Here is a 24,469-nt window from a genome sequence, read left to right as displayed (position 1 = left end):
GGCTGTGGCGGGCACGCCGAGCCACCTCCCCGTGACACGCCGCAGGGCGGCCCCACCGTGTGGTGGGACCGCCCTGCGGTGGTCTCGGGACCGGCGGGCCGACGGCGCGATCAGCGCGTCGACCCGACCGGGCTTCCTCAGCGGAAGTCGCTGCGGAAGGGATCCGAGTAGTCGATGTCGTCGAGGTTGACCGCGCCCGCGCCGTAGCCGGAGAAGTCCAGCTCGTCGTAGCCCGGCACCTGGTACATCTGCGCCTTCGCCTCGTCCGTCGGCTCGACCGAGATCCGACGGAACCGGGGAAGTCCGGTGCCGGCGGGGATCAGCTTGCCGATGATCACGTTCTCCTTGAGCCCCATGAGCTGGTCGCTCTTGCGGTTCAGGGCGGCCTCGGTGAGCACGCGGGTCGTCTCCTGGAAGGAGGCGGCCGAGAGCCACGAGTCCGTCGCGAGGGAGGCCTTCGTGATGCCCATGAGCTCGGGACGGCCGGATGCCGGCTGCCCGCCCTCGGAGAGCACACGTCGGTTCTCGCGCTCGAAGGTGATGCGGTCCGCGAAGTCGCCGGGCAGCAGATCCGTGTCGCCCGACTCGATGATCGTCACGCGACGCAGCATCTGGCGCACGATGACCTCGATGTGCTTGGCGTGGATGTCCACGCCCTGGCTGATGTACACCTTCTGGACCTCGTCCACGAGGTGCTTCTGCACCGCACGGGGGCCGAGGATGCGCAGCACCTGCTTGGGATCGACCGAGCCCTGGGAGAGCTGCTGGCCGACCTCGACGTGGTCGCCGTCGGCGACCAGCAGGCTGACGCGGCGCGGCACGTTGTAGGTGACCGGGTCGGTGCCGTCGTCGGGGGTGACCGTCAGACGACGCTGCTTCTCGTTCTCCTCGATCTCCACGCGGCCCGCGGACTCGGTGATCGGCGCGAAGCCGGCCGGGGTGCGGGCCTCGAACAGCTCCTGCACACGCGGAAGACCGTGCGTGATGTCGCCGTCGGCGCTGGCCACACCACCGGTGTGGAAGGTGCGCATGGTCAGCTGCGTGCCGGGCTCGCCGATCGACTGGGCCGCGACGATGCCGACGGCCTCGCCGATGTCCACGAGCTGGCCGGTCGCGAGGGAGCGGCCGTAGCACAGGGCGCAGGTGCCGACGGCGGAGTCGCAGGTGAGCACGGAGCGCACCTTGATCTCGCGGACGCCCGCGGCGACCAGCTGGTCGATGAGCACGTCGCCCACGTCGGAGCCCGCCGGAGCGACCTCGTTGCCCTCGGGGTCGAGGGCCGCGGTCGCCAGGGTCCGCCCGTACGCCGTGGTCTCGATGTTCTCGTCGGGGACCAGCGCACCGGCCTCCTCCGCGGCGATCTGCAGGGTCAGGCCCTTGGACGTGCCGCAGTCGGACTCGCGGACGATGACGTCCTGCGAGACGTCGACCAGACGACGCGTGAGGTAGCCCGACTGGGCGGTCTTCAGCGCCGTGTCCGCGAGGCCCTTGCGCGAGCCGTGCGAGGCGATGAAGTACTCCAGGACCGAGAGCCCCTCCTTGTAGTTGGAGAGGATCGGGCGCGGGATGATCTCGCCCTTCGGGTTCGTCACCAGGCCGCGCATGCCGGCGATCTGGCGGATCTGCATCCAGTTGCCTCGAGCGCCCGAGTTCACCATCCGGTAGATGGAGTTGGTCGGGGTCTCCTCGAAGTTCTTCTGCATGGAGGCGTCGACCTCGTTGGTCGCCTTGGACCAGACGTCGATCAGCTCGGCGTTGCGCTCCGCCTCGGAGACCAGACCGAGGTCGCGGTTCTCCTGGATGCGGGCGGCCTGGTCCTCGTACTTCGAGAGGATCTCCTGCTTGTCCTCCGGCGCGATGACGTCGGAGAAGGCGAAGGAGACGCCGCTGCGCGTCGACCACGAGAAGCCGTAGGACTTGAGCGCATCGAGCGACGCGGCGACCTGCCCCTTCTCGTAGCGCTCGGCGAGCTCGTTGACGATCCCGCCCAGGCGCTTCTTGCCGACCTGGCCCTCCACGTAGGGGAAGTCCACGGGAAGGGTCTCGTTGAAGTAGACCGTGCCGAGCGTGGTCTCGAGCGTGATCGGGTCACCCTCGGTCCAGCCCTCGGGGGCCTCCCAGCCGCGCGGCGGCACGACGTCCTCGAAGCGGATGCGCACCGGGGCGTTGAGCTCGAGGTCGCCGGCGTCGTTCGCCATGATCGCCTCGGCGATCGAGGAGAAGCTGCGGCCGGCACCCTTCGCGTCCTCGCGGACCGTCGTCAGGTGGTACAGACCGATGATCATGTCCTGCGCGGGCATGGTCACCGGACGGCCGTCCGACGGCTTGAGGATGTTGTTGCTCGAGAGCATGAGGATGCGGGCCTCGGCCTGCGCCTCGGCGCTCAGGGGCAGGTGGACCGCCATCTGGTCGCCGTCGAAGTCCGCGTTGAAGGCGGCGCACACGAGCGGGTGCAGGTGGATGGCCTTGCCCTCGACGAGCTGCGGCTCGAAGGCCTGGATGCCCAGGCGGTGCAGGGTGGGCGCACGGTTCAGCAGCACCGGGTGCTCGGTGATGACCTCCTCGAGCACGTCCCAGACCTCGGGGCGCGCACGCTCGACCATCCGCTTGGCGGCCTTCACGTTCTGCGCGTGGGAGAGGTCCACGAGCCGCTTCATGACGAAGGGCTTGAACAGCTCGAGCGCCATGCCCTTGGGCAGACCGCACTGGTGCAGGTGGAGCTGCGGACCGTTCACGATGACCGAGCGGCCCGAGTAGTCCACGCGCTTGCCCAGCAGGTTCTGGCGGAAGCGGCCCTGCTTGCCCTTGAGCATGTCGGAGAGCGACTTCAGCGGGCGGTTGCCCGGGCCGGTCACCGGACGCCCGCGGCGGCCGTTGTCGAACAGCGAGTCGACCGACTCCTGCAGCATGCGCTTCTCGTTGTTCACGATGATCTCGGGCGCACCGAGATCGAGCAGCCGCTTGAGGCGGTTGTTGCGGTTGATCACGCGGCGGTACAGGTCGTTGAGGTCGGAGGTCGCGAAGCGGCCGCCGTCCAGCTGCACCATCGGACGCAGATCCGGGGGGATCACCGGGACGCAGTCGAGCACCATGCCCTCGGGCGAGTTGGTGGTGGACCGGAACGCGGTGACGACCTTGAGGCGCTTGAGCGCGCGGGCCTTCTTCTGGCCCTTGCCGGTGGCGATGACCTCGCGCAGGGTGGCGGCCTCGGCCTCGAGGTCGAAGTCGCGCAGACGCTGCTGGATCGCCTCGGCGCCCATGCCGCCCTCGAAGTACGTGCCGTAGCGCAGCTTCATGGCGCGGTACAGCTGCTCGTCGCCCTCGAGGTCGGCGACCTTGAGGCTCTTGAAGCGGTCCCAGATCGCGGTGACGCGGGCGATCTCGGCGTCGTACTTCTTGCGGATCTGCGCCTGCTCGCGCTCGGAGGAGTCGCGGACCTTGCGCTTCGCGTCGGCCTTGGCACCCTCCTCCTCGAGCTTGGCGAGGTCCTGCTCGGCGGAGACGGCGCGGTCGTTGATGGCCGCGTCGCGCTCGTTCTCGAGCTCCTTGACCTCGAGGTCGTAGCGGGCCTGCAGATCGGGCAGGTCCTCGTGGCGGGCATCCTCGTCGACCGCGGTGATCATGTACGCGGCGAAGTAGATGACCTTCTCGAGGTCCTTGGGGGCCAGGTCCAGCAGGTAGCCGAGGCGGCTCGGCACGCCCTTGAAGTACCAGATGTGGGTCACCGGGGCGGCGAGCTCCACGTGGCCCATGCGCTCACGGCGCACGGAGGACTTGGTGACCTCCACGCCGCAGCGCTCGCAGACGATGCCCTTGAAGCGGACGCGCTTGTACTTCCCGCAGTAGCACTCCCAGTCCCGGGTGGGACCGAAGATGCGCTCGCAGAACAGGCCGTCCATCTCGGGCTTGAGGGTGCGGTAGTTGATGGTCTCGGGCTTCTTGACCTCGCCATGGGACCAGGTGCGGATATCGTCCGCGGTCGCGAGGCCGATGCGCAGCTCGTCGAAGGTGTTGACGTCGAGCACAGGTGTCCTTCTCTCGAATCTGAAGTCGGGTCGAATCGCTGTCTGAGGGTCGGGGGCGGGCCCGGGAGGGCGGCCTGTGCGGCCGCGCTCCCCCGGGCTCGGGCCTCAGACCTCTTCGATGGAGCCGACGCCCTCGTGGGGACGGCGGGACAGGTCGATGCCGAGCTCCTCCGCGGCCCGGAACACCTCCTCGTCGTTCTCCTGCACCTCCTGGGCGGTGCCGTCGCTGGACAGCACCTCCACGTTCAGGCACAGGGACTGCATCTCCTTGAGGAGCACGCGGAAGGACTCCGGGATGCCCGGCTCGGGGACGTTCTCTCCCTTGACGATGGACTCGTAGACCTTCACACGGCCGGGGATGTCGTCCGACTTGATGGTCAGGAGCTCCTGGAGGGCGTAGGCGGCGCCGTACGCCTCCATCGCCCAGACCTCCATCTCACCGAAGCGCTGGCCGCCGAACTGGGCCTTACCGCCCAGCGGCTGCTGCGTGATCATCGAGTAGGGGCCGGTCGAACGGGCGTGCAGCTTGTCGTCGACCAGGTGGTGGAGCTTCAGGATGTACATGTAGCCCACGGAGATCGGCTTCGGGAACGGCTCGCCGGAGCGGCCGTCGAACAGCTGCGCCTTGCCGTCCTCCTTGACCATCCGCTCGCCGTCCCGGTTCGGGGTGTGGTTCGCGATCAGGCCCTCGAGCTCGGTGCCGGACAGGCCGTCGAACACCGGTACGGCGACGGGGGTGCCCGGCTCGCCGGTCAGCGCCGCGTCGGGCAGGTCCTTGGCGGCGTCGGACTTCGGGTCCAGCGACCAGCCGTTCTTCGCGACCCACCCCAGGTGGACCTCCATCACCTGGCCGATGTTCATGCGACCGGGCACGCCCATCGGGTTGAGGATGATGTCGACCGGGGTGCCGTCCTCGAGGAAGGGCATGTCCTCCACGGGCAGGATCTTGGCGATGACGCCCTTGTTGCCGTGGCGGCCGGAGAGCTTGTCGCCGTCCGTGATCTTGCGCTTCTGGGCCACGTACACGCGGACCATCTCGTTGACGCCGGTGGGCAGGATCTCGGACTCGTCCTCCTCGGTGAACACCCGGACGCCGATGACGGTGCCGGACTCGCCGTGGGGGACGCGCAGCGAGGTGTCGCGCACCTCGCGGGCCTTCTCGCCGAAGATCGCGCGCAGCAGGCGCTCCTCGGGGGTCAGCTCGGTCTCGCCCTTCGGGGTCACCTTGCCGACCAGGATGTCCCCGGCCTCGACCTCGGCGCCGATGCGGATGATGCCGCGCTCGTCGAGGTCCGCCAGGACGTCGTCGCCGACGTTGGGGATGTCGCGGGTGATCTCCTCGCGGCCGAGCTTGGTGTCGCGGGCGTCGACCTCGTGCTCCTCGATGTGGATCGAGGTGAGGACGTCGTCCTGGACCATGCGCGAGGACAGGATGATGCCGTCCTCGTAGTTGTGGCCCTCCCACGACATGAACGCGACCAGGAGGTTCTTGCCGAGCGCGAGCTCGCCCTCCTCCGTCGACGGGCCGTCGGCCAGGACCGAGCCGGCCTCGACGCGGTCGCCCTCGTTCCACAGCACGCGGTGGTTGTAGCAGTTGCCCGCGTTGGAGCGGTCGAACTTCCCGATCGGGTAGGTCTGACGGGTGCCGTCGTCGGCCATGACCGAGATGAGGTCGGCCGAGAGGTCCTCGATCACACCGGGCTTCTCGGCGACGATCACATCGCCCGCGTCGACCGCGGCGCGACGCTCCATGCCGGTGCCGACCAGCGGCATCTCCGTGCGCATGAGCGGCACGGCCTGGCGCTGCATGTTCGAGCCCATGAGGGCGCGGTTCGCGTCGTCGTGCTCGAGGAACGGGATCATGGCGGTCGCGACCGACACCATCTGGCGGGCCGAGACGTCCATGTAGTCCACCTCGTCGGCGGGGACGAGCTCGGGCTCGCCGCCGGTGAGGCGCGAGAGCACGGTCTCCTCGACGAAGGTGCCGTCCTCGTTCAGCGGGGCGTTGGCCTGCGCGATGACGTGGCGGTCCTCGTCGTCGGCCGTCAGGTAGACGATCTCGTCGGTGACCTCGCCCTTCGTGACCTTGCGGTACGGGGTCTCGACGAAGCCGAACGGGTTGATGCGCGCGAAGGTCGCGAGCGAGCCGATGAGGCCGATGTTCGGGCCCTCAGGGGTCTCGATCGGGCACATGCGGCCGTAGTGGCTCGGGTGGACGTCGCGGACCTCCATGCCCGCGCGGTCGCGCGAGAGGCCGCCCGGGCCCAGCGCCGAGAGGCGGCGCTTGTGGGTCAGGCCCGACAGCGGGTTGTTCTGGTCCATGAACTGCGAGAGCTGCGAGGTGCCGAAGAACTCCTTGATCGCCGCCGTCACCGGGCGGATGTTGATCAGGGTCAGCGGGGTGATCGCCTCGACGTCCTGCGTGGTCATGCGCTCGCGCACGACGCGCTCCATGCGCGACAGGCCCGTGCGGACCTGGTTCTGGATCAGCTCGCCCACCGCGCGGATGCGACGGTTGCCGAAGTGGTCGATGTCGTCGGTCTCGACCCGGAGGGTCTGGCCGTCGGCGCTCGTGGTCTCCCCGAGTCCGTCGTGCAGGGCCACCAGGTACTTGATGGTCGCGACGATGTCCTCGAGGGTCAGCGTGGACTGCGAGAGAGGGGCCTCGACGCCGAGCTTCTTGCCGATCTTGTAGCGGCCGACCTTCGCGAGGTCGTAGCGCTTGTCGTTGAAGTAGAGGTTGTTGAGCATCGCCTCGCCGGCATCACGCGTGGGCGGCTCGCCCGGGCGCTGCTTGCGGTAGATGTCCAGCAGGGCCTCGTCCTGCGAGGTCGTGCGGTCCTTCTCGAGGGTCGAGCGCATGGACTCGAACTCGCCGAACTCGTCGAGGATCTCGCTCTGGGACATGCCGAGCGCCTGCAGCAGCGTGGTGACGGACTGCTTGCGCTTGCGGTCGATGCGCACGCCGACCTGATCGCGCTTGTCGACCTCGAACTCGAGCCAGGCGCCGCGCGAGGGGATCATCTTCGCGCCGAAGATGTGCTTGTCGCTGGTCTTGTCGACGCTCTCGTCGAAGTAGACGCCGGGCGAGCGCACGAGCTGCGAGACGACCACGCGCTCGGTGCCGTTGATGATGAAGGTGCCCTTGTCGGTCATGAGCGGGAAGTCGCCCATGAAGACCGTCTGGGTCTTGATCTCGCCGGTCTCGTTGTTCATGAACTCGGCGATCACGTACAGCGGGGCGGAGTAGGTGAGGTCCTTCTCCTTGCACTCCTCGACCGTGTACTTCGGGTCGTCGAAGGTGTGGTCGCGGAAGGACAGCGCCATGTTGCCGGCGAAGTCCTCGATCGGGGAGATCTCCTCGAAGATGTCGGCCAGACCGGAGGTCTGCGGGACGTCCTCGCGTCCCGCGGACGCCGCCTCGGCGGCGCGCTCCTGCCAGCGCTCGTTGCCGAGCAGCCAGTCGAAGGAGGTGGTCTGGAGGCTCAGCAGGTCGGGGACCTGGAGCGGATCGCCGAGCTTGGCGAAGGTGACGCGCGGCGACGCCGTGCGCAGGGCGATGTCAGGGGTTCGATCGGTGCTCGAGGCAGCCAAGGGTGGTCCTTCCACAGGCCGGTGACAGTGGACCGCGCGGCGGCGTCCTCCCAGGTCGAGCAGAGGGTCAGCGGCTCTGCGCCTCGCATGGACCCAGCGGTGCCCGCAGGGGCTCCAGGGGGTTCGGCGGGCTGACGATCGAAGACGACACAGCGCAAAGAGAGAGCATACAGAAGATCACGGATGGACGCAACACCGCGAGCGCGGAGGGTCCATCCGCGTCGACCGCCATATGCCTGGCGCGGAGGGCGGAGCCTCCTGTCTGGTTCTCGTCACCCGGCGCCTCGCGGCGTCGGGCCCCAGCGGCGGGGCGGGCACGGGGCCCGGCCTCTCACGTCGCACCATCGGTGCGGTATCGCCGACGGGAGCAGTCGACAGGAACAGCTCTCGATCAGGGAACAGAATGCGCCGTGCTCGCCCGCGAGTCAAGCAGGCGCGCAGGATGCACAGGTGCGTCGGCCCCGGCGGGAGCGGGTGCCGCGTCGCATCCGCGCGCGCTGCGGCGCGGTCGCGCGGGGCCCACGCGCTCAGATCCAGCGGGCGCGGCGCATGAGGATCCCGACCGCGAGCGTGGGCACCAGCACGAGCACGGCCGCGATCACGAGCCCCACCGGCGACCCGAAGCCCGGGTAGGGCACGTTGATCCCGAACCATCCCGTGACCAGCGTGGGGATCGACACCACCGCGGCCCAGCCGGCGAGCTTGCGCATCACCACGTTCAGGTGCTGGTCCTGGAGCGCGAGATGGGTCTGGACGACCGAGGTGAGGGTCTCGTGCTGCGAGTCGAGCCATTCCTCGGTGCGCGCCGCGTGGTCCGCGAGCTCCGCGTGGAGGGAGCGCAGCTCGAGGGTCCCATCGGGGCCCTCGGGCCGATCGGACGACGAGGGCTGCGCGGCGCCGTGCGCGGCGTCCGCGCTCCCCCGCCCGTCCTCCGTCCCGGGTCGCAGGCGGTCGATCACCGACGCCATCGGCTGGATCCAGCGCCGCAGGCGCGTCAGCTCTCCCCGCAGCGCCGCGGCGACGTTCTCGATCCCCGCGCTCCGGCCCGCCGCCTCGAAGACGTCGTCCTCCAGGTCGTCCAGACGGTCGTCCATCCACTGCGCCGCCCAGAACTGCGCATCCACCACGGCGTCGAGCACGAGGTGGGCGAGGCCCGAGGCGCCCAGCGGCGCCCCCTCGTCGTGGGCCCAGTCCTCGCGCACGGGGGCGAGGTCGAAGGCGTCGTCGGAGCGGACGGTGACCACTCCCCCGGGATGCACGAATCCGGCGATCCGCGTCGCGCGGAACTGGTCCTCCCCGCGCCGCGGCTGGGGCGCGCCCTCCTCGGGCGCCTCCGGGTCCTCTCCGCGGGCGGCGCGGGCGGCCTCCCCGACGGGCACCGGCGCGTACACGACGAAGGCGAGATGATCCGTGCGGTGCACGGCCTTGGCCCGTGCATGCCGACCGAGGATGCCCTCGATCTCGGTGCCGCGCAGGCCCAGGGCCTCGGCGACCTCGGCCACGGCTCCCCCGTCGGGGCCGTCGTCCTGCACGAGGTCGAGCCAGAGGGTCGGACCGCCCCTCCGGGAGAGGCGCGAGCGGAGGTCCTCCAGCGGGACCTCGACCTCGGACAGGGACCACCCGTCGTCGGTCGTGCCGGACAGGGACAGGCAGCGCACGGTGGTCATGGGCCCATCCTGCCCGCGTCCGGGCATGCGCAAGGGCCGCCCCGCCGAAGCGGGACGGCCCTTGCCAGCAGATGTGCGCCGTGGGCGTCAGGACGAGGATCCGGACTCAGTCCGTCTCCGGGGTCGAGCGCCCGGGCGCCGTCATCACTTGACGGTGACGGAGGCGCCAGCGCCCTCGAGCTGCTCCTTGGCCTTCTCGGCGGCGTCCTTGGTCGCCTTCTCGAGAACCGGCTTGGGGGCGCCGTCGACGAGGTCCTTGGCCTCCTTCAGGCCGAGACCCGTCAGAGCGCGCACCTCCTTGATGACGGCGATCTTCGCGGAGCCGGCGCCCTCGAGGATGACGTCGAACTCGTCCTTCTCCTCCTCGGCGGGGGCGTCGCCACCGGCGGCGCCGCCGGCGGCGGCGACGGCCACGGGGGCCGCGGCGGTGACGTCGAAGATCTCCTCGAACTGCTTCACGAACTCGGAGAGCTCGATGAGGGACATCTCCTTGAAAGCCTCGATGAGCTCGTCGTTGCTGAGCTTCGCCATGATGGGCGTTCCTTCCTGTTCAGGAGCCGTGGGGCTCCGTGCGTGGGGCGGCGCTCTCGCGCCTGGTCAAGCGGACCTCCGCCGATGCGGCCGACGGGAGGTCGAGGTCAGCGCCGACGCGCTGAGGTGTGCGATGCCGAGGGCATGAGCCGTGGGGCTCAGGCCTCCTGCTTCGCACGCAGCGCGTCCACAGTGCGCGCCGCCTTCGACAGCGGCGCCTGGAACACGGCAGCGGCCTTGGACAGGTTCGCCTTGAAGGCGCCTGCTGCCTTGGCCAGCAGCACCTCGCGGGACTCGAGGTCCGCGAGGGTCTTCACGTCGTCCTCCGAGAGGGCCTTGCCCTCGAAGTAACCGGACTTGACGACGAGATTCTCGTTGCCCTTGGCGAAGTCACGCAGGGCCTTGGCCGGAGCGACCGGCTCACCCTTGATGAAGGCGATGGCGGTGGGGCCGGCCAGCTTGCCCTCGAACGCGTCGATGCCGGCCTCGCGGGCGGCGATCTCCGTGAGCGTGTTCTTCACCACGGCGTAGGTGGTGTCAGCACCCAGCGAGCGGCGCAGCTGCTGGAGCTGCGTGACGCTGAGGCCGCGGTACTCGGTGAGAACGGCGGCGTCGGACTCACGGAACAGCTGCGTGAGCTCGGCGACGGCGTCCACCTTCTCGGGCTTCGCCATGGCCCTCCTTCCAGAGGTCTCGGGCCGACGGCTGAAGGGCCCGCCTGACGGGTCCGCCCGGGGGCGGACCGATCTGCAGCGGACACGGAAAAGGCCTCGACACGCAGGTGTCGAGGCCCGGACGCACTCAGCTCGCACAGCGCGGCCTGCGGGAGGATCGGGATCCTCCGCTGCCGCACCCGGTCTCCCGGGGCGCGAGCGACCGTGCAGCGGTCGTTCGGTTCACCTGCGCAGGCCGTCCCCGTGGGGATTCCTTCGGTCGAGCCCGGTGGCGGGCACGACGACCGGCGGTCTTCGGTAGTCCCAGGGTAGCCGAGTCGCGTGCGACGGCGCCATCCGGTGAGCGGCGACCTCGCTCACATCCGCGGCGCTGCCCGCCGTGCTCCTCCCTGCCCCGCTCCTCCCGGCTCTGCCCGATTCCGCCCGTGCTCGCCCCGGCACGCGGAAGCCCCCGCACCGACGGATCGGTGCGGGGGCTTCGGGGCGCGTCCCGCGCGGACTCAGGGCCCGGCGCGGAACGGCGTCGAGGGACGACGGGGCTCAGGCGGCCTCGTCGGTGTCCTCGGTGAGGTTGCGCGTGCGGTTCACGTCGACCGGGACGCCCGGGCCCATGGTGGTGGACACGGTGATCTTGCTGATGTAGCGGCCCTTCGAGGAGGACGGCTTCAGTCGCAGGATCTCCTCGAGCGCTGCCACGTAGTTCTCGGTGAGCTGCGCATCGGAGAAGGAGACCTTCCCGATGATGAAGTGCAGGTTCGCCGCACGGTCCACGCGGAACTCGATCTTGCCGCCCTTGATGTCGGACACGGCCTTGGCGGTGTCCATCGTGACGGTGCCGGTCTTCGGGTTCGGCATGAGGCCGCGGGGGCCGAGCACGCGGCCCAGCTTGCCCACCTTGCCCATGAGGTTCGGCGTGGCCACGGCCGCGTCGAAATCGGTCCAGCCGCCGGCGACCTTCTCGACGAGGTCGTCGTCGCCGACCTCGTCGGCGCCCGCCGCCAGAGCGGCCTCGGCCTGCGCGCCCGTCGCGAAGACGATCACGCGGGCGGTCTTGCCGGTGCCGTTGGGCAGGTTGACGGTGCCGCGCACCATCTGGTCGGCCTGGCGGGGATCCACACCCAGGCGCATGGCGACCTCGACGGAGGCGTCGAACTTCGCCGGGGAGGTCTTCTGCGCCAGACGGATCGCGTCCAGCGGCGAGTAGAAGCGGCCCTCGTCGATCTTGGCCGCTGCGTCCTTGTACGACTTGCTCTTGAATGCCATCGTGATCAGCCCTCCACCGTGATGCCCATGGACCGAGCGGTCCCGGCCACGATCTTCGCGGCCGCGTCGATGTCGTTCGCGTTCAGGTCCGGCATCTTCGTCTCCGCGATCTCGCGGACCTGGTCCATCGAGATCTTGCCGACCTTGTCGGTGTGCGGGGTCGCAGAGCCCTTCTGCAGACCGGCGGCCTTCTTGATCAGCTCGGCGGCCGGCGGCGTCTTGGTCACGAACGTGAACGAGCGGTCCTCGTACACGGTGATCTCGACCGGGATGATGTTGCCGCGCTGGTCGGCCGTCCGGTCGTTGTACGCCTTGACGAACTCCATCATGTTCACGCCGGCAGCGCCGAGCGCGGGACCCACGGGCGGCGCAGGGGTGGCCTGGCCGGCCTGGATCTGGAGCTTGATGATGCTCGCGATCTTCTTCTTGGGAGCCATTGCTCTTCCTTCTGTGGTCGTGGTCCGGGCGGAGCTCATCAAGCTCCTCCCACCTGCGGCTCCCCGGACGGGCCGGGGGCCGGCGGCATCCCGGCGGACCGGGCTGCCTGCGGCGTCCCGACGGGTCAGGACGCTGATGGCATCCCGACGGATCGGGACGCCGATGGCGCGTGACTCGAGCGCGGGGCTCGAGGGGCTGCGCCGAGCCGGACTCGGATCAGATCTTGGCGACCTGGTCGAAGGCCAGCTCCACCGGGGTCTCGCGTCCGAAGATGGACACGAGGACCTGGAGCTTCTGGTGCTCGCCGTCGATCTCGGAGATCGTGGCGGGCATGGTCTCGAACGGACCGTCCATGACGGTCACGGACTCGCCGACGGCGAAGGCGGGGACCTTCTGCGCGGCGGCGGCGCGCGAGGAGCCGCCCGCGGAGGAGGCGCGCTTCTTCTCGGGCAGGCCGATGCTGGGCTCGAGCAGCGAGAAGATCTCGTCGAAGGTCAGCGGGGTCGGGTCGGTCGCGTTGCCCACGAAGCCGGTGACGCCGGGGGTGTCGCGCACGACCCGCCAGGACTCGTCGGTCAGGTCCATGCGCACGAGCACGTACCCGGGGACCCGCACGCGGCGGACGACCTTCTTCTGGCCGTTCTTGATCTCGGTCGCATCCTCCATGGGGACCTCGATCTGGAAGATGAAGTCCTCCATGTTCTGGGTCTCGATGCGGGTCGTGAGCTGCGTCTTCACGCGGTTCTCGTGACCGGAGTAGGAGTGGACGACGTACCACTCGCCCAGGGCGGAGCGCAGCTGGCGCTTGAGCGCGGCGATCTGCTCCTCGGCGCTGGGGCCCTCGTCGGAGTCGTCCGCGCCCTCGGCGGCGTCGGCCGCGGCGGGAGCGGACGCGTCCTCGGAGGAGGTCTCGTCGTCGGAGGAGGTCTCGTCGTCCGCGGTCCCGTCGGCCGGAGCCTCGTCGGCAGCGCTCTCGGCGCCGGCGTCCTCGGTGCTCTGCTCGCCCTCGGAGGCTGCGGCGGCGTCCTCGCCGTCGGCGGCCTCGGGGGTCGCGGAGTCATCGGGACGGCCGGACTCGGGGGACGCGGAGAACGCGAGAGAGGAGTCGACGCCCTCGTAGGTGTCCTCGAAGGAGTCGGACTGGTCGTTCGCCACCGTGAACCTGCTTTCCTACCGGCTGTGGATCGGGTCGGGCGCTTCGGCCCCGCACGCGCTCGGCGCGGACTCAGAGCCCGGAGTCGGGGACCACGAAGGTGATCCGGGACAGCCAGCCGAAGACGAAATCGAGGCCGAACACCAGAAGGATCATCACGAAGACGAACATGAGGACGGTCACCGCGTACACGGCGAGCTCCTTGCGCGTCGGGATGACGACCTTCTTGAGCTCAGCGATGACCTGGCGGACGAACAGGCCGATCGCCACGAACGGGTTCCTGGACCCGTCGTCCTTGCGACGCCCCTCGTGGGGAGTCGCCGGGGAGGTGTGGCTGGAGCTCACTCTGGTCTGTCCGATCTCGTCGGGTGCATCCGCGTCCGTCCGGACGTCTGGTCCGATCGGACGAGCAGGGCAGACAGGACTCGAACCTGCAACCTGCGGTTTTGGAGACCGCTGCGCTACCAATTGCGCCACTGCCCTTCGCAGGATCTCTCCTGCGAGGTCCTCCCCCGCGGGGTGGTTCCGGGCGGCGCGAGTCCGCCGGGCCGTGAGGACCGACGAACAGCATACCCATGACCCGGCGCACGGGCGAATCCCCCGCGTCCCGGATCACACCGCGGACCAGCACGGGCGCGCGCCGCGGCCGGGGAGAGCGGGCGACGAGGTCCGCGTCGGCGCCCGATCTGGCACGTTCACCTGCGCTCTGCCAGGATGTGGAGGGTGAACGAGAACACGCCCTCCGCAGCTTCCCAGCCCGCCCCCACCGCGTCGCCGTCGGCCCCCGTCGGGCCCGGGGACGGATCCTCCGCGCGACGCCTCTCCGCGCGCATCGGGGCGATCGCCGAGTCCGCGACCCTCGCGGTGGACGCGAAGGCGAAGGCGCTGAAGGCGGCCGGGCGGCCGGTCATCGGCTTCGGAGCGGGCGAGCCGGACTTCCCGACCCCCGCGCACGTCGTCGCCGCCGCCCAGGACGCCGCCGCCGACCCGCGCAACCACCGCTACAGCCCTGCCGCGGGCCTCCCCGAGCTGCGCCAGGCGATCGCCGAGGCCACGCTGCGCACCGACGGCGTCGAGGTCGACCCCGCCCAGGTGCTCGTCACCAACGGCGGCAAGCAGGCCGTCTACGAGGCGTTCGCGAGCCTGCTGGACCCGGGCGACGAGGTCATCCTGCCCGCGCCCTACTGGACCACGTACCCCGAGGCGATCCGCCTCGCCGGGGCGCGCGAGGTCGAGGTGCTCTCCGGCGCGGACCAGGACTACCTGCCCACCCTCGCGCAGCTCGAGGCCGCCCGCACCCCCGCGACCCGTGCGATCCTGCTGTGCTCCCCCTCGAACCCGACGGGCTCCGTGATGAGCCGCGCGCAGCTCGAGGAGATCGGCCGCTGGGCGCTCGAGCACGGGATCTGGGTGATCTCCGACGAGATCTACCAGCACCTCACCTACGACGGCGTCCCCTTCGTCTCGATCCTGGATGCCGTGCCGGAGCTCGCCGACACCACCGTGCTCCTCAACGGCGTCGCCAAGACCTTCGCGATGACCGGCTGGCGCGTGGGCTGGCTGATCGGTCCGAAGGACATCGTCAAGGGCGCCTCGGACCTCCAGTCCCACCTCACCAGCAACGTCAACAACGTGGCGCAGCGAGCGGCGCTCGCCGCGCTCACGGGGCCCATGGACGACGTGGAGAGGATGCGCGAGGCCTTCGACCGCCGTCGCCGCGCCATCGTCGAGGCGCTCTCGAGCATCGACGGGTTCCGCGTGCCCACCCCGGAGGGCGCCTTCTACGCGTTCCCGGACGTGACCGCGGTGCTGGGCCGCACGATCCGCGGCACGCGCGTGGAGACCAGCACCGATCTCGCCGAGGCGATCCTCGAGCACGCCGAGGTCGCCGCCGTCCCGGGCGAGGCCTTCGGCGCCCCCGGGCACCTGCGCTTCTCCTACGCCCTGGCCGACGAGGATCTCGCCGAGGGCATGGAGCGCCTGGCCGCACTGCTCGCCGAGTGAGCACGCCCGGCCGGCGCGATCTCCGCACCCTCCCCAAGGCGCATCTGCACCTGCACTTCACGGGGTCGATGCGCCGGGACACGCTCGTGGAGATGGCGGCCGAGCGCGGCATCCGACTGCCGCGGATCCTGCACGCCGACGAGGCGCTGCACGTGGACGCCACGCGCCGGGGCTGGTTCCGCTTCCAGCGCCAGTACGACGCCGCGCGCCACGTCGTCGACGGCGAGGAGGCGATGCGCCGGATCGTGCGCGAGGCCGCCGAGGACGATCTCGCGGAGGGCTCCGGGCGGCTCGAGCTGCAGGTGGATCCCACGGGCTACGCGGGGCACGTCGGCGGCATCACCCCGGCGCTCGAGATCGTCCTGGACGAGGCCGAGCGCACCGAGCGCACACTGGGTCTGAGCATCGGGATCGTGGTCGCCGCCTCCCGCACGCGCCATCCGCTGGACGCGCGGACCCTCGCGCGGCTGGCCGCGCGCAACGCCGATCGCGTGGTCGGCTTCGGCCTCTCGAACGACGAGCGCCGCGGCGCGACCTCGGAGTTCGCACCGGCCTTCCGCATCGCCCGCGAGGCGGGACTGGCCTCGGTGCCCCACGGCGGCGAGCTGTTGGGACCCGACCATCTCCGCGAGGTCGTCGACCACCTGCATCCCGACCGGCTCGGGCACGGGGTGCGATCGGCGGACGACCCGCGCCTGCTCGCGCGCCTCGCCGACCAGGGCGTCGGACTCGAGGTGTGCCCGGCGTCGAACGCGGCGCTCGGGGTGTACCCCTCCGCCGGGGACGTGCCCCTGCGGCGGCTGCGGGAGGCGGGGGCGCGGATCGCGCTCGGCGCCGACGACCCGCTGCTGTTCGGCTCGCGGCTGCTCGCGCAGTACGAGATCGCCCGGGAGGCCGGCTTCACGGACGCGGAGCTCGCGGGCCTCGCGGCCGACTCGATCCGCCTCTCACGGGCCGATGCGGCGACGCGGGAGCGCCTTCTCGCCGGGGTCGCGGCGTGGCTCGACGCGGAGCCGAGCGGCCCTTCCCGCGGCTGAGGCTCAGCGGTCCTGGCCGGCGCCGTCCTCCGGGAGGGCGAGGAAGAACGCCGGGGAGCCGAGGCCCTCGCGGGCGAAGGCGTCGGCGATCGCCTGGGCGACGTCCTGGGCCGAGCCCGCCTCCACGAGGGCGATCGTGGAGCCTCCGAAGCCGCCGCCGGTCATCCGGGAGCCGTGGGCGCCGGCCGCACGGGCCGCGTCCACGGAGACGTCGAGCGCGGGGACGGTGACCTCGTAGTCGTCGCGCAGCGAGTCGTGGGAGGCGTTCAGGAGTGCGCCCAGCTGCGCGACGCCCTCGCGGACGCTCCCGCTCTCGAGCAGCGCGTGGAAGTCCCGCACCCGCTGGATCTCCGTGATGACGTGGCGGGCGCGGCGGCGGACCACCTCGTCGTCGATCCGGCCCAGGGCCTCGTCGAGGCCGGCAGGGTCGATCTCGCGCAGGGTCCCCACGCCGAGGATCTCCGCCGCGCGCTCGCTGTCGCGGCGGCGGTCGACGTACTCGCCTCCGGCGTGGGAGTGCTCGGCGCGGGTGTCGGTGATGAGCAGGGCGAGGCCCTGGCCGGCGAGATCCCAGGCGACGGGGGTGGTCGAGAAGTCGCGGCAGTCCAGCAGCAGCGCGCGGCCCTCGCGGGCGAGGACCGAGGCGGACTGGTCGAGGCCGCCGGTCGAGGCGCCCACGAAGTCATTCTCCGCGGCGATGCAGGCGCGCACGCGCTCGAGCGGCGTCGTGCCCAGGCTCAGCAGCGACTCGAGGGCCTCGGCGGTCGCGCACTCGACGGACGCGCTCGAGGACAGTCCGGACCCGAAGGGCACGTGGCCGTCGAGGTAGATGTCCACGCCCTGCTGGACGGCGCCGCTGATGAAGGGACGCAGGGCCCAGAGCACGCCGGTCACGTAGGCGGGCCAGCCCTCGACGGCGCCCGGGGCGAGATCCCCGGCCTGGCCCTCGAAGACGACGTCGCTCTGCGCGGAGCGCACGCGCACCAGATCGGTGGGCGTGCGGGCCGCGGCGACGAAGCAGCGGTGGGAGATCGCCATCGGCAGGCACAGGCCGTCCTGGTAGTCGACGTGCTCACCGATGATGTTCACGCGGCCCGGGGCCGACCACACGCCGTCGGGCTCGTATCCGAAGGCGGCGGCGAAGGCGCGGGCGGTGGCGTCCACGGCCTCGCCGCGATCGGGGGCCTCGAGGATGACGGCGTCGCTCGACATGGGGGTGCGGTTCCTTCTGGTCGGGGGTGCGGCCCGGGCGGGCCGGTCTCTGGATTCGCCCTCGGGAGCGGCGGAGCTCAGGGACGCGGGGCGATGCAGCTGACGGACGGCGAGGGGATCGGATCGGAGGCGATCGTCAGGTCCCGGCCGTCGAAGCGCAGGACGTCGATGCGGTCCGCCTCCTGCGCGGCGACCAGGATATGCCCCTGCGCCTGGGTGAAGTGGCGCGGGTGGGCGCCCACGCCGGTCTCGGCGATCAGCTGCGGGGCGATCTGGCCGCGGTCGAGCACGCTGAGGGTGTTCGGTCCGCGGTTGGCGACGAGCAGGTGATGCTCGTCGTCCGTGAGCTCGAGATGGGAGATCGCGTTCTCCCCCTCGACGCTGCTCGACGGGACGCTCGAGGACACCTTCCAGCTCGCCTCGATCGAGGAGCCGTCGCCCACGAACTGCCGTTCGGTGCTGCCCGGACGGGCGCGCACGGCGGTCGCGATGCGGCCGTTGAGCTCGCAGGAGACGTGCAGCTCGGAGCTCTCGTGGTCGGCTGCGAGGTGCCGGGGCCCGCTCCCCCGCTCGAGCGCGATCTCCGCGGCCAGGTCGATGTGCCCGTCGATGTCCTGCCGGTAGAGCATCACGCGGTCCAGGCCAAGATCGGGCACGGCCACGAGATCGGTGCCGGGCAGGAGGACGACCTGGTGGGGGTGGGCGGTGCGCCCCTCGCCGAAGTCGCCGTGGTCGTCCTCGTCGATGAGGGAGACGGGCACGCCGTCCTCGTCGAGCGCGAGCGTCTCGACGCTGCCCGAGCCGTACTGGGCGACGATGAGGGTGCGGCCGTCGGGCCCGAGGGCGAGATGGCAGCCGCCCTCGCCCCGCAGGGCGATGTCCGCCACGGTCTCGAGGGAGGCGAGGTCCTCGCTCGGGCGCAGCGCGAGCACGTGGGTGGGGCTGGTCTCGGTGACCGCGTACAGCAGCGCGCCGTCCTCGCTCCAGATGACGAACGAGGGGTCGGGAACCTCGGCGCGGGCGAGCATCTCGACGCCCCCGGCCGACCCGTCGGCCCCCGGGTCCGGCGACCATCGCAGCAGCTCGATGCCGCTGCCCCGGCCGAAGCCGGAGGTCGAGTAGCAGCCCGTGGCGAGGAGTGTGGTGGTCATCGGTCCTCCTGGGTGGGGGCGTCGCTCCGTCGCGCGCCGTCGGTGGTGCCGGATCCGCCGTGTCCGTCAGGGCCGCCCACGGCCCCTGCGGGAGCATCGAGATCGAGCTCCTGCTGGAGGTCGTGGAGGACCGACGGCGGCAGGGCCGACATCTCTCCGGTCATCGTAGAGGGTTCGATGCGGCCCGCGTCGCGCCGACGGCGCCGAGGGAGCGTGAGGCGGCGACGGCGGGGCGTCTGGAACGGCGTCGCGACGACGGGCGTGAACGCCCAGCCCGCCGCGCCGCGGCGGCTCAGCACGCGGGTCGCGAGCAGCTGGCCGAGCACGGCGCCCGCGGCGATCCCCACGGCGATCTCCGCAGCGCTGAACAGCTCGGCGCCGCCGCGGCCGATGTCCTCGCTGAGCGCGAGCAGCCCGCGGTAGATGCGGCTGCCGGGCACCAGCGGGATGATGCCGCCCATCATCAGGGCGAGCGCGGGGGCGCGGACCCGTCGGGCCACGAGCACGGCGAGCACGCCGACCGCGAACGCCGCGCACGCCGAGGCCCAGACGCGGTCGAACACGAACTCGGTGAGCAGGTAGACGACCACCGCCGACACCGAGGAGACCATCGCCATCCAGCCCAGCACCCGGGCCGGGGTGAAGGTGCCGACGGCGAAGCCGAGACCCATCACGGCGCCGGAGACGGCGGCCGCGACCAGGGAGGCGAGGGTCACGGGGGCGGTCGGCTCGACCGAGATGTGGAGGCCGAGCAGCTCGGCACCCAGGAGTCCGGCGCGCACGCCCACCACGATGCCCACGGTGAGCATGAGCGTCTCCAGGATGCGGGCGGAGGCGGTGACGTACCAGCCGGTGATCGCGTCCTGCATGGACCCGATCGAGGCGAGTCCTGCCAGCAGCACGATGATGCAGGCCACCACGACGATGGCCGAGTTCTGGGCGGGCGCGAGGGCGTGCAGCACCACGGCCACGACCACGCCGATGAGACCGCCCGCGGCCTGCCCGAAGAACATGGGGATCTGGCGCGCCGCCATCACCTCGGTGAGCGCGACCAGGGCGCCGCTGGCGAGGGTGGCGGTGAGCACCACCAGGATCGTCCCGCCGAAGCTGAAGGCCGCCGCACCGCCCATCACGGCGAACCCCAGGAACGCGAGCCAGCGCGGATAGTGCGGTCTCTGCTGGGGGATCGAGCGCACCTGGACGAGGGCCTCCTCGAGGCTCACGGTGCCCAGGATGTAGTGCTCGGTGACCTCCTCGAAGGCCGAGAGGCGCGCGAAGTCCTGGACGCGGCTGCCGGTCGCGCGGATCCTCGTGAACGGCGTCGAGTAGTCGTCGGGGAGGTAGGACAGCGACACCTGGTTGAAGGTGACCTCCACCACGACATCACGAAGACCCGAGGAGCTGATGATCCTCAGCACGGTCGCCGTGACCTCGGAGGCGGCGGCTCCGTTGGTCAGCAGACCCTCGCCGACGCGCATGGCGAGGTCGAAGACGGAGTGCAGGCGGACGATGTCGGTGGGCACGGCCCGAATCGTGTCACACTGACAGGCGCCTGCGCGCCACCCCTCCAGCGGGCGACCCTGTGCGCACGGCGCCCCCGGAAGGAAGACATCTGTGAACGACTCCGACGTGACCGGCGCGAACCCGGCGTCCTCGGCCCCCTCCCCCTCCTCGACCCCGAAGCAGGCGTTCGCCGCGCTGCTCGAGGGCAACCGGCGGTTCGTGGACGGCGACGCGCTGCACCCGCACCAGGACGAGGCGCGCAGGCGCCTGCTCGAGACCGGCCAGGCCCCCTATGCCACGGTGCTGGGGTGCTCGGACTCCCGCGTGCCCGTCGAGCTGCTGTTCGACCAGGGCTTCGGCGACGTGTTCGTCTCCCGCAACGCGGGTCACGTGCTGGGACGCTCCATGCAGGCGTCGGTCGAGTTCGCCGTCGCCGTGCTGGGCGTGCGGGTCGTGCTCGTGCTCGGGCACGAGTCCTGCGGCGCCGTGGGCGCGACCGTCGAGGCGATCCAGGAGGGCACGCAGCTGCCCGGCGAGATGCCGATCCTCGTCGAGCACGTGCGCGACCACCTCGATCCCGAGGATCCGGCCGCGCGCGCCGTCGAGGCGCACGTGCTGGGCACCCTCGACGAGCTGCGCGAGCGCTCGAGCATCGTGCGCGAGGCCGAGGAGCGTGGGGAGATCGTGCTGGCCGGCGCCGTCTACGGGCTCACCGGCGGCGCGGTGCGCGTGGTCAGCGGACCGGAGGTCTGAGCAGCGAGGCCCGACGGGGCGAGGGCCGACGGGGCGGGGTCCGACGCGGCGAGGTCCGACAGGCCCCGGCCCGTCGGACCCGGCATCGGGCCGCCGTCGGCCGGACGCTCGGACGCTCAGAGGTTGGGCGCCGCGGAGAGCACCGCGAGGCCGCCCGCGAGGGCGAGCATCACGAGCACGTCCAGCCCCCGCGAGCGCACCACGAGCGCCCCGAGCAGCGAGGCGGGCAGGCACGCCCGCAGCAGGGCGACCACGAGCAGCAGGGCCGCGAGCAGGCGGCCGGCCACGACGGCGCTCGTGGACGCGCCGAAGCCCAGGACCGCCACGAGCGCGATGAGGGCGAGCAGCAGGAGCGTCTGGCGGCGCAGCCCCTCGCCCAGCGGCACCCGGCGCTGCGCGGACTGTGCGGGACCGGCGGCGTCCGCGTGCGCCTCGTGCCCCGCGGCGTGCCCCGCCTCCGCATGCGCCTCGTGCCCCGCGTCGGCGCCCGCATCGGGGCCGACGCCGGGGCCCGGGGACGTGCTCGGCGACATGCGCGACATCGTACGGGCTGAGGATGAGCACGGGATCCGAGGCCGGGATCCGAGGCCGGCGGGCCGCATGCTCCGGCCCTCGGCGGACGCCTGTCCCGTCGGCGGGACGATCCGCGCATCGACCCCGGGCCGCTCGCACGGGTCGCCCGCGCGGGGCTCCCCGGCCCGTCTAGGGTGGAGACGGGCCGTCGACGACGTCGGCCCGAGTCGCGAACCGAGGAGAAGCATCCTGATGACCACCCCGTCTGCGTCCGAGGCCGCCGTGCCCGGTCGGCTGGAGCACGACCTGCTGGGAGACCGTGAGGTCCCCGGTGACGCCTACTACGGCATCCAGACCCTGCGGGCGCAGGAGAACTTCCGCATCACCGGTGTCCCGGTCTCCCACTTCCCGGAGCTCATCGTCGCCCTCGCCCACGTCAAGCGCGCGGCCGCCCGTGCGAACCACGAGCTGGGCGCGCTCGACGACGAGCGCGCCGCCGCGATCGAGCAGGCCTGCCGGGAGATCGCGGACGGCCAGCTGCACGAGCAGTTCGTGGTCGACGTGATCCAGGGCGGCGCCGGCACGAGCACCAACATGAACGCCAACGAGGTCATCGCGAACCGCGCCCTGGAGATCATGGGGCACGCCAAGGGCGAGTACGAGCACCTGCACCCCAACAACCACGTGAACCTCGCCCAGTCCACCAACGACGTCTACCCGACGGCGGTGCGCCTCGCGCTGCTGCTGAGCTTCCCGAAGCTCGCCGACGCCATGGACGGGCTCATCGTCGCCCTGCGCGAGAAGGGCGACGAGTTCGCGGACGTCCTCAAGATGGGCCGCACGCAGATGCAGGACGCCGTGCCGATGACGCTCGGCCAGGAGTTCCACGCCTGGGCCACGACGATCTCCGAGGACGTCGAGCGCCTGACCCGCACCGGCCGCCTGTTCAAGGAGATCAACCTCGGCGCGACCGCGATCGGCACGGGCATCACCACGGATCCCCGCTACGCGCAGCTCGCCGCGGAGGACCTCTCCGAGATCTCCGGCGTGGACTTCGTGGTCGCCGCCGACCTCGTGGAGGCCACGAGCGACACGGGCGCCTTCGTCACCTTCTCCGGCGTGCTCAAGCGGATCGCCGTGAAGATCTCCAAGATCTGCAACGACCTGCGCCTCCTGAGCTCCGGTCCGCGCGCCGGGCTCGCCGAGATCCGGCTGCCCGCGGTGCAGCCCGGCAGCTCGATCATGCCCGGGAAGGTGAATCCCGTCATCCCCGAGGTCGTCAACCAGGTCGCCTTCGAGGTCATCGGCAACGACCTCACCGTGACGTTCGCCGCCGAGGCCGGGCAGCTGCAGCTGAACGCCTTCGAGCCCGTGATCGCCTTCAACATCCTCGAGTCCATGCTCTCCATGACCCATGCGATGTCCACCCTCGCCGACCGCTGCGTGCGCGGCATCGAGCCCAACCACGAGGTGCTCGAGGACTACGTGGAGCGCTCGATCGGCGTGGTCACCGCGCTCGTGCCGGTGATCGGCTACGCCGCCGCGACCGACATCGCACGCACCGCCCTCGAGACCGGGCGGCCCGTCCGCGACCTGGTGCTCGAGGCAGGGCTGCTGGACGAGGCGCACCTGAGCGCGCTGCTCTCCCCCACCATGATGACCCGCCCCCATCGTCCGACGCCGACCGGCACCATCCCCGTGGTCGACCCCGCCACGGACTCCGGCGAGGTGCCGCGCATGGTGGCCGACGACAACGCCGTGACCGAGACGGGTCGCTGACCGCGCCCCTGCGCACAGCGCGAGGCCCCGAGGAGCAGTGCTCCTCGGGGCCTCGCGTCATGCGGCCGCGGACGGACGCCGACTACTCGTCGGCCTCCTCCTTCTTGCCGCGCATGACGAGCTTGGGATCGGGCTCGCCGACGACCTCGTGGTCCTTGCCCTCGTACTCGAACTGGGAGAGGAAGTAGCGCATCGCGTTGAGGCGGGCGCGCTTCTTGTCGTTGGAGCGGATGATCGTCCACGGCGCGTACTTCTTGTCCGTGCGGCGGAACATCTCCTCCTTGGCCTCGGTGTAGGCCTCCCAGCGGTCCAGCGACTCGAGGTCCATCGGGGAGAGCTTCCAGCGCCGCACCGGGTCCAGCTGGCGGATCGCGAAGCGGGTGCGCTGCTCGCGCTGGGAGACGGAGAACCAGAGCTTCGTGAGGTGGATGCCGGAGTCCACGAGCATGCGCTCGAACAGCGGCGCCTGGTTCATGAACCCCTCGTACTCCTCATCGGTGCAGAAGCCCATCACGCGCTCGACGCCGGCGCGGTTGTACCAGGAGCGGTCGAACAGCACCATCTCGCCCTCGGTGGGCAGGTGCTGGATATAGCGCTGGAAGTACCACTGGCCCTTCTCGCGGTCGCTCGGCTTGTTCAGCGCGACCACGCGCGCGGTGCGCGGGTTCAGGTGCTCGGTGAAGCGCTTGATCGTGCCGCCCTTGCCGGCGGCGTCGCGGCCCTCGAAGATGATGATCGACTTCTGGTCGTTGTCCTCGAGCCAGTACTGGTACTTCAGCAGCTCGACCTGCAGGCGGTACTTCTCGAGCTCGTACTCGTCGCGGTCCATGCGCGTGTCGTACGGGTACCCCTCCTGCCAGGTGTACACCGGGTTGCCCTGCGGGTCGATGAGGTCGGGATCGGGCGTGTGCCCGTCGGCCACCGTGTACCCCTCATCCCTCAGATGCTCGATGTACTCCCTGAGGTTCTGGTTGTCGGGGACCTTCACGCGACTCTCCTTCGGACATCCGGGCGCTCTCGCAGGAGCGACCGGGATCGGCTTGCTCCCCAGGGTATGCGGCGCATCTGTCCAGCGGGTGAACTCGACCGCAGTCGGACGCCGCGGGGCCGATCGGGCGCCTGCTCGCACTCGGAGTGCTCGCCCAGGGTGTTGGCGCGCTGCACGGCCAGAC

Annotated in this window: 18 protein-coding genes and 1 tRNA gene; 4 read left to right on the top strand and 15 right to left on the bottom strand. The window is 71.1% G+C overall.

What is annotated here, in order from left to right; all coding sequences use genetic code 11:
* Window positions 1-137: 137 nt before the first annotated feature.
* The 10 genes from MHY49_RS15890 to MHY49_RS15845 all read right to left on the bottom strand — a co-directional run bounded on the left by MHY49_RS15890 (window position 138) and on the right by MHY49_RS15845 (window position 13,828).
* Window positions 138-4,025, bottom strand: a complete 3,888-nt coding sequence (locus tag MHY49_RS15890) for a DNA-directed RNA polymerase subunit beta' (protein WP_239205733.1) — start codon at window positions 4,023-4,025, stop codon at window positions 138-140.
* 105 nt (window positions 4,026-4,130) lie between these two features.
* A complete protein-coding gene (rpoB, locus tag MHY49_RS15885) occupies window positions 4,131-7,619 on the bottom strand; it encodes a DNA-directed RNA polymerase subunit beta (RefSeq protein WP_200501878.1) in 3,489 nt (1,162 codons plus the stop codon).
* 527 nt (window positions 7,620-8,146) lie between these two features.
* Window positions 8,147-9,286, bottom strand: coding sequence for a CorA family divalent cation transporter (locus MHY49_RS15880; protein ID WP_239205732.1), 1,140 nt, complete (start codon window positions 9,284-9,286; stop codon window positions 8,147-8,149).
* 144 nt (window positions 9,287-9,430) lie between these two features.
* Window positions 9,431-9,817, bottom strand: coding sequence for a 50S ribosomal protein L7/L12 (gene rplL, locus MHY49_RS15875; RefSeq protein ID WP_200501880.1), 387 nt, complete (start codon window positions 9,815-9,817; stop codon window positions 9,431-9,433).
* A gap of 158 nt (window positions 9,818-9,975) precedes the next feature.
* Window positions 9,976-10,491: a 50S ribosomal protein L10 gene (rplJ, locus tag MHY49_RS15870; RefSeq protein ID WP_239205731.1), complete on the bottom strand. Its 516-nt coding sequence runs from the start codon at window positions 10,489-10,491 to the stop codon at window positions 9,976-9,978.
* Between the two features lie 540 nt (window positions 10,492-11,031).
* A complete protein-coding gene (gene rplA / locus MHY49_RS15865) occupies window positions 11,032-11,754 on the bottom strand; it encodes a 50S ribosomal protein L1 (RefSeq protein ID WP_200501882.1) in 723 nt (240 codons plus the stop codon).
* 5 nt (window positions 11,755-11,759) lie between these two features.
* On the bottom strand, window positions 11,760-12,191 hold the full coding sequence (gene rplK, locus MHY49_RS15860) for a 50S ribosomal protein L11 (protein WP_152351763.1): 432 nt from the start codon (window positions 12,189-12,191) through the stop codon (window positions 11,760-11,762).
* A gap of 217 nt (window positions 12,192-12,408) precedes the next feature.
* Window positions 12,409-13,347 carry a transcription termination/antitermination protein NusG gene (gene nusG, locus MHY49_RS15855; protein WP_239205730.1) on the bottom strand — a complete coding sequence of 313 codons (939 nt, stop codon included), beginning with the start codon at window positions 13,345-13,347 and terminating at the stop codon, window positions 12,409-12,411.
* 70 nt (window positions 13,348-13,417) lie between these two features.
* Window positions 13,418-13,690: a preprotein translocase subunit SecE gene (secE, locus tag MHY49_RS15850; protein ID WP_193636171.1), complete on the bottom strand. Its 273-nt coding sequence runs from the start codon at window positions 13,688-13,690 to the stop codon at window positions 13,418-13,420.
* 65 nt (window positions 13,691-13,755) lie between these two features.
* A tRNA-Trp gene (locus MHY49_RS15845) sits at window positions 13,756-13,828 on the bottom strand.
* Window positions 13,829-14,176: 348 nt separating this feature from the next.
* Here MHY49_RS15845 and MHY49_RS15840 point away from each other — a divergent pair.
* Window positions 14,177-15,349 carry a pyridoxal phosphate-dependent aminotransferase gene (locus MHY49_RS15840; protein ID WP_239205735.1) on the top strand — a complete coding sequence of 391 codons (1,173 nt, stop codon included), beginning with the start codon at window positions 14,177-14,179 and terminating at the stop codon, window positions 15,347-15,349.
* Window positions 15,346-16,386, top strand: a complete 1,041-nt coding sequence (locus MHY49_RS15835; protein ID WP_370646191.1) for an adenosine deaminase — start codon at window positions 15,346-15,348, stop codon at window positions 16,384-16,386. Before MHY49_RS15840 ends, MHY49_RS15835 begins: the two co-directional genes overlap by 4 nt.
* Window positions 16,387-16,389: 3 nt before the next feature.
* On the opposite strand, the gene galK is transcribed toward MHY49_RS15835, so the two are convergent.
* The 3 genes from galK to MHY49_RS15820 all read right to left on the bottom strand — a co-directional run bounded on the left by galK (window position 16,390) and on the right by MHY49_RS15820 (window position 20,272).
* Window positions 16,390-17,598 (bottom strand): galactokinase, encoded by a 1,209-nt coding sequence (galK, locus tag MHY49_RS15830; RefSeq protein ID WP_239205729.1) that lies wholly within the window; start codon window positions 17,596-17,598, stop codon window positions 16,390-16,392.
* 77 nt (window positions 17,599-17,675) lie between these two features.
* Window positions 17,676-18,749, bottom strand: a complete 1,074-nt coding sequence (locus MHY49_RS15825; RefSeq protein ID WP_239205728.1) for a beta-propeller fold lactonase family protein — start codon at window positions 18,747-18,749, stop codon at window positions 17,676-17,678.
* Complete coding sequence (locus MHY49_RS15820; protein ID WP_200501888.1) at window positions 18,746-20,272, bottom strand: threonine/serine exporter ThrE family protein; 1,527 nt, start codon at window positions 20,270-20,272, stop codon at window positions 18,746-18,748. Before MHY49_RS15820 ends, MHY49_RS15825 begins: the two co-directional genes overlap by 4 nt.
* A 91-nt stretch (window positions 20,273-20,363) precedes the next feature.
* Between MHY49_RS15820 and MHY49_RS15815 the strand changes: the two genes are divergently transcribed.
* Entirely contained in the window at window positions 20,364-21,005 is a 642-nt protein-coding gene (locus MHY49_RS15815) for a carbonic anhydrase (RefSeq protein WP_239205727.1), read from the top strand.
* 116 nt (window positions 21,006-21,121) lie between these two features.
* On the opposite strand, the gene MHY49_RS15810 is transcribed toward MHY49_RS15815, so the two are convergent.
* Window positions 21,122-21,538, bottom strand: coding sequence for a DUF3017 domain-containing protein (locus MHY49_RS15810; RefSeq protein ID WP_239205726.1), 417 nt, complete (start codon window positions 21,536-21,538; stop codon window positions 21,122-21,124).
* A gap of 232 nt (window positions 21,539-21,770) precedes the next feature.
* On the opposite strand from MHY49_RS15810, the gene aspA reads away from it, so the two are divergent.
* Window positions 21,771-23,297: an aspartate ammonia-lyase gene (aspA, locus tag MHY49_RS15805; protein ID WP_239205725.1), complete on the top strand. Its 1,527-nt coding sequence runs from the start codon at window positions 21,771-21,773 to the stop codon at window positions 23,295-23,297.
* An 82-nt stretch (window positions 23,298-23,379) separates the two neighbouring features.
* Here aspA and ppk2 read toward each other — a convergent pair whose 3' ends face one another.
* Window positions 23,380-24,285: a polyphosphate kinase 2 gene (ppk2, locus tag MHY49_RS15800; RefSeq protein WP_200501891.1), complete on the bottom strand. Its 906-nt coding sequence runs from the start codon at window positions 24,283-24,285 to the stop codon at window positions 23,380-23,382.
* Window positions 24,286-24,469 lie beyond the last annotated feature (184 nt).

This window comes from Brachybacterium sp. ACRRE (assembly GCF_022346485.1).
GTDB classification, from domain to species: domain Bacteria; phylum Actinomycetota; class Actinomycetes; order Actinomycetales; family Dermabacteraceae; genus Brachybacterium; species Brachybacterium halotolerans.
Note: the sequence above shows the minus strand (reverse complement) of the source record. Positions and strands in the feature narration are given on the sequence as shown.

Coding starts and splice junctions, on each gene's coding strand:
- MHY49_RS15880 (WP_239205732.1), bottom strand. CDS start 9,286: ATGACCACCGTGCGCTGCCTGTCCCTGTCCGGCACGACCGACGACGGG.
- rplL (WP_200501880.1), bottom strand. CDS start 9,817: ATGGCGAAGCTCAGCAACGACGAGCTCATCGAGGCTTTCAAGGAGATG.
- rplJ (WP_239205731.1), bottom strand. CDS start 10,491: ATGGCGAAGCCCGAGAAGGTGGACGCCGTCGCCGAGCTCACGCAGCTG.
- rplA (WP_200501882.1), bottom strand. CDS start 11,754: ATGGCATTCAAGAGCAAGTCGTACAAGGACGCAGCGGCCAAGATCGAC.
- rplK (WP_152351763.1), bottom strand. CDS start 12,191: ATGGCTCCCAAGAAGAAGATCGCGAGCATCATCAAGCTCCAGATCCAG.
- galK (WP_239205729.1), bottom strand. CDS start 17,598: ATGTCGAGCGACGCCGTCATCCTCGAGGCCCCCGATCGCGGCGAGGCC.
- MHY49_RS15825 (WP_239205728.1), bottom strand. CDS start 18,749: ATGACCACCACACTCCTCGCCACGGGCTGCTACTCGACCTCCGGCTTC.
- MHY49_RS15810 (WP_239205726.1), bottom strand. CDS start 21,538: ATGTCGCCGAGCACGTCCCCGGGCCCCGGCGTCGGCCCCGATGCGGGC.
- aspA (WP_239205725.1), top strand. CDS start 21,771: ATGACCACCCCGTCTGCGTCCGAGGCCGCCGTGCCCGGTCGGCTGGAG.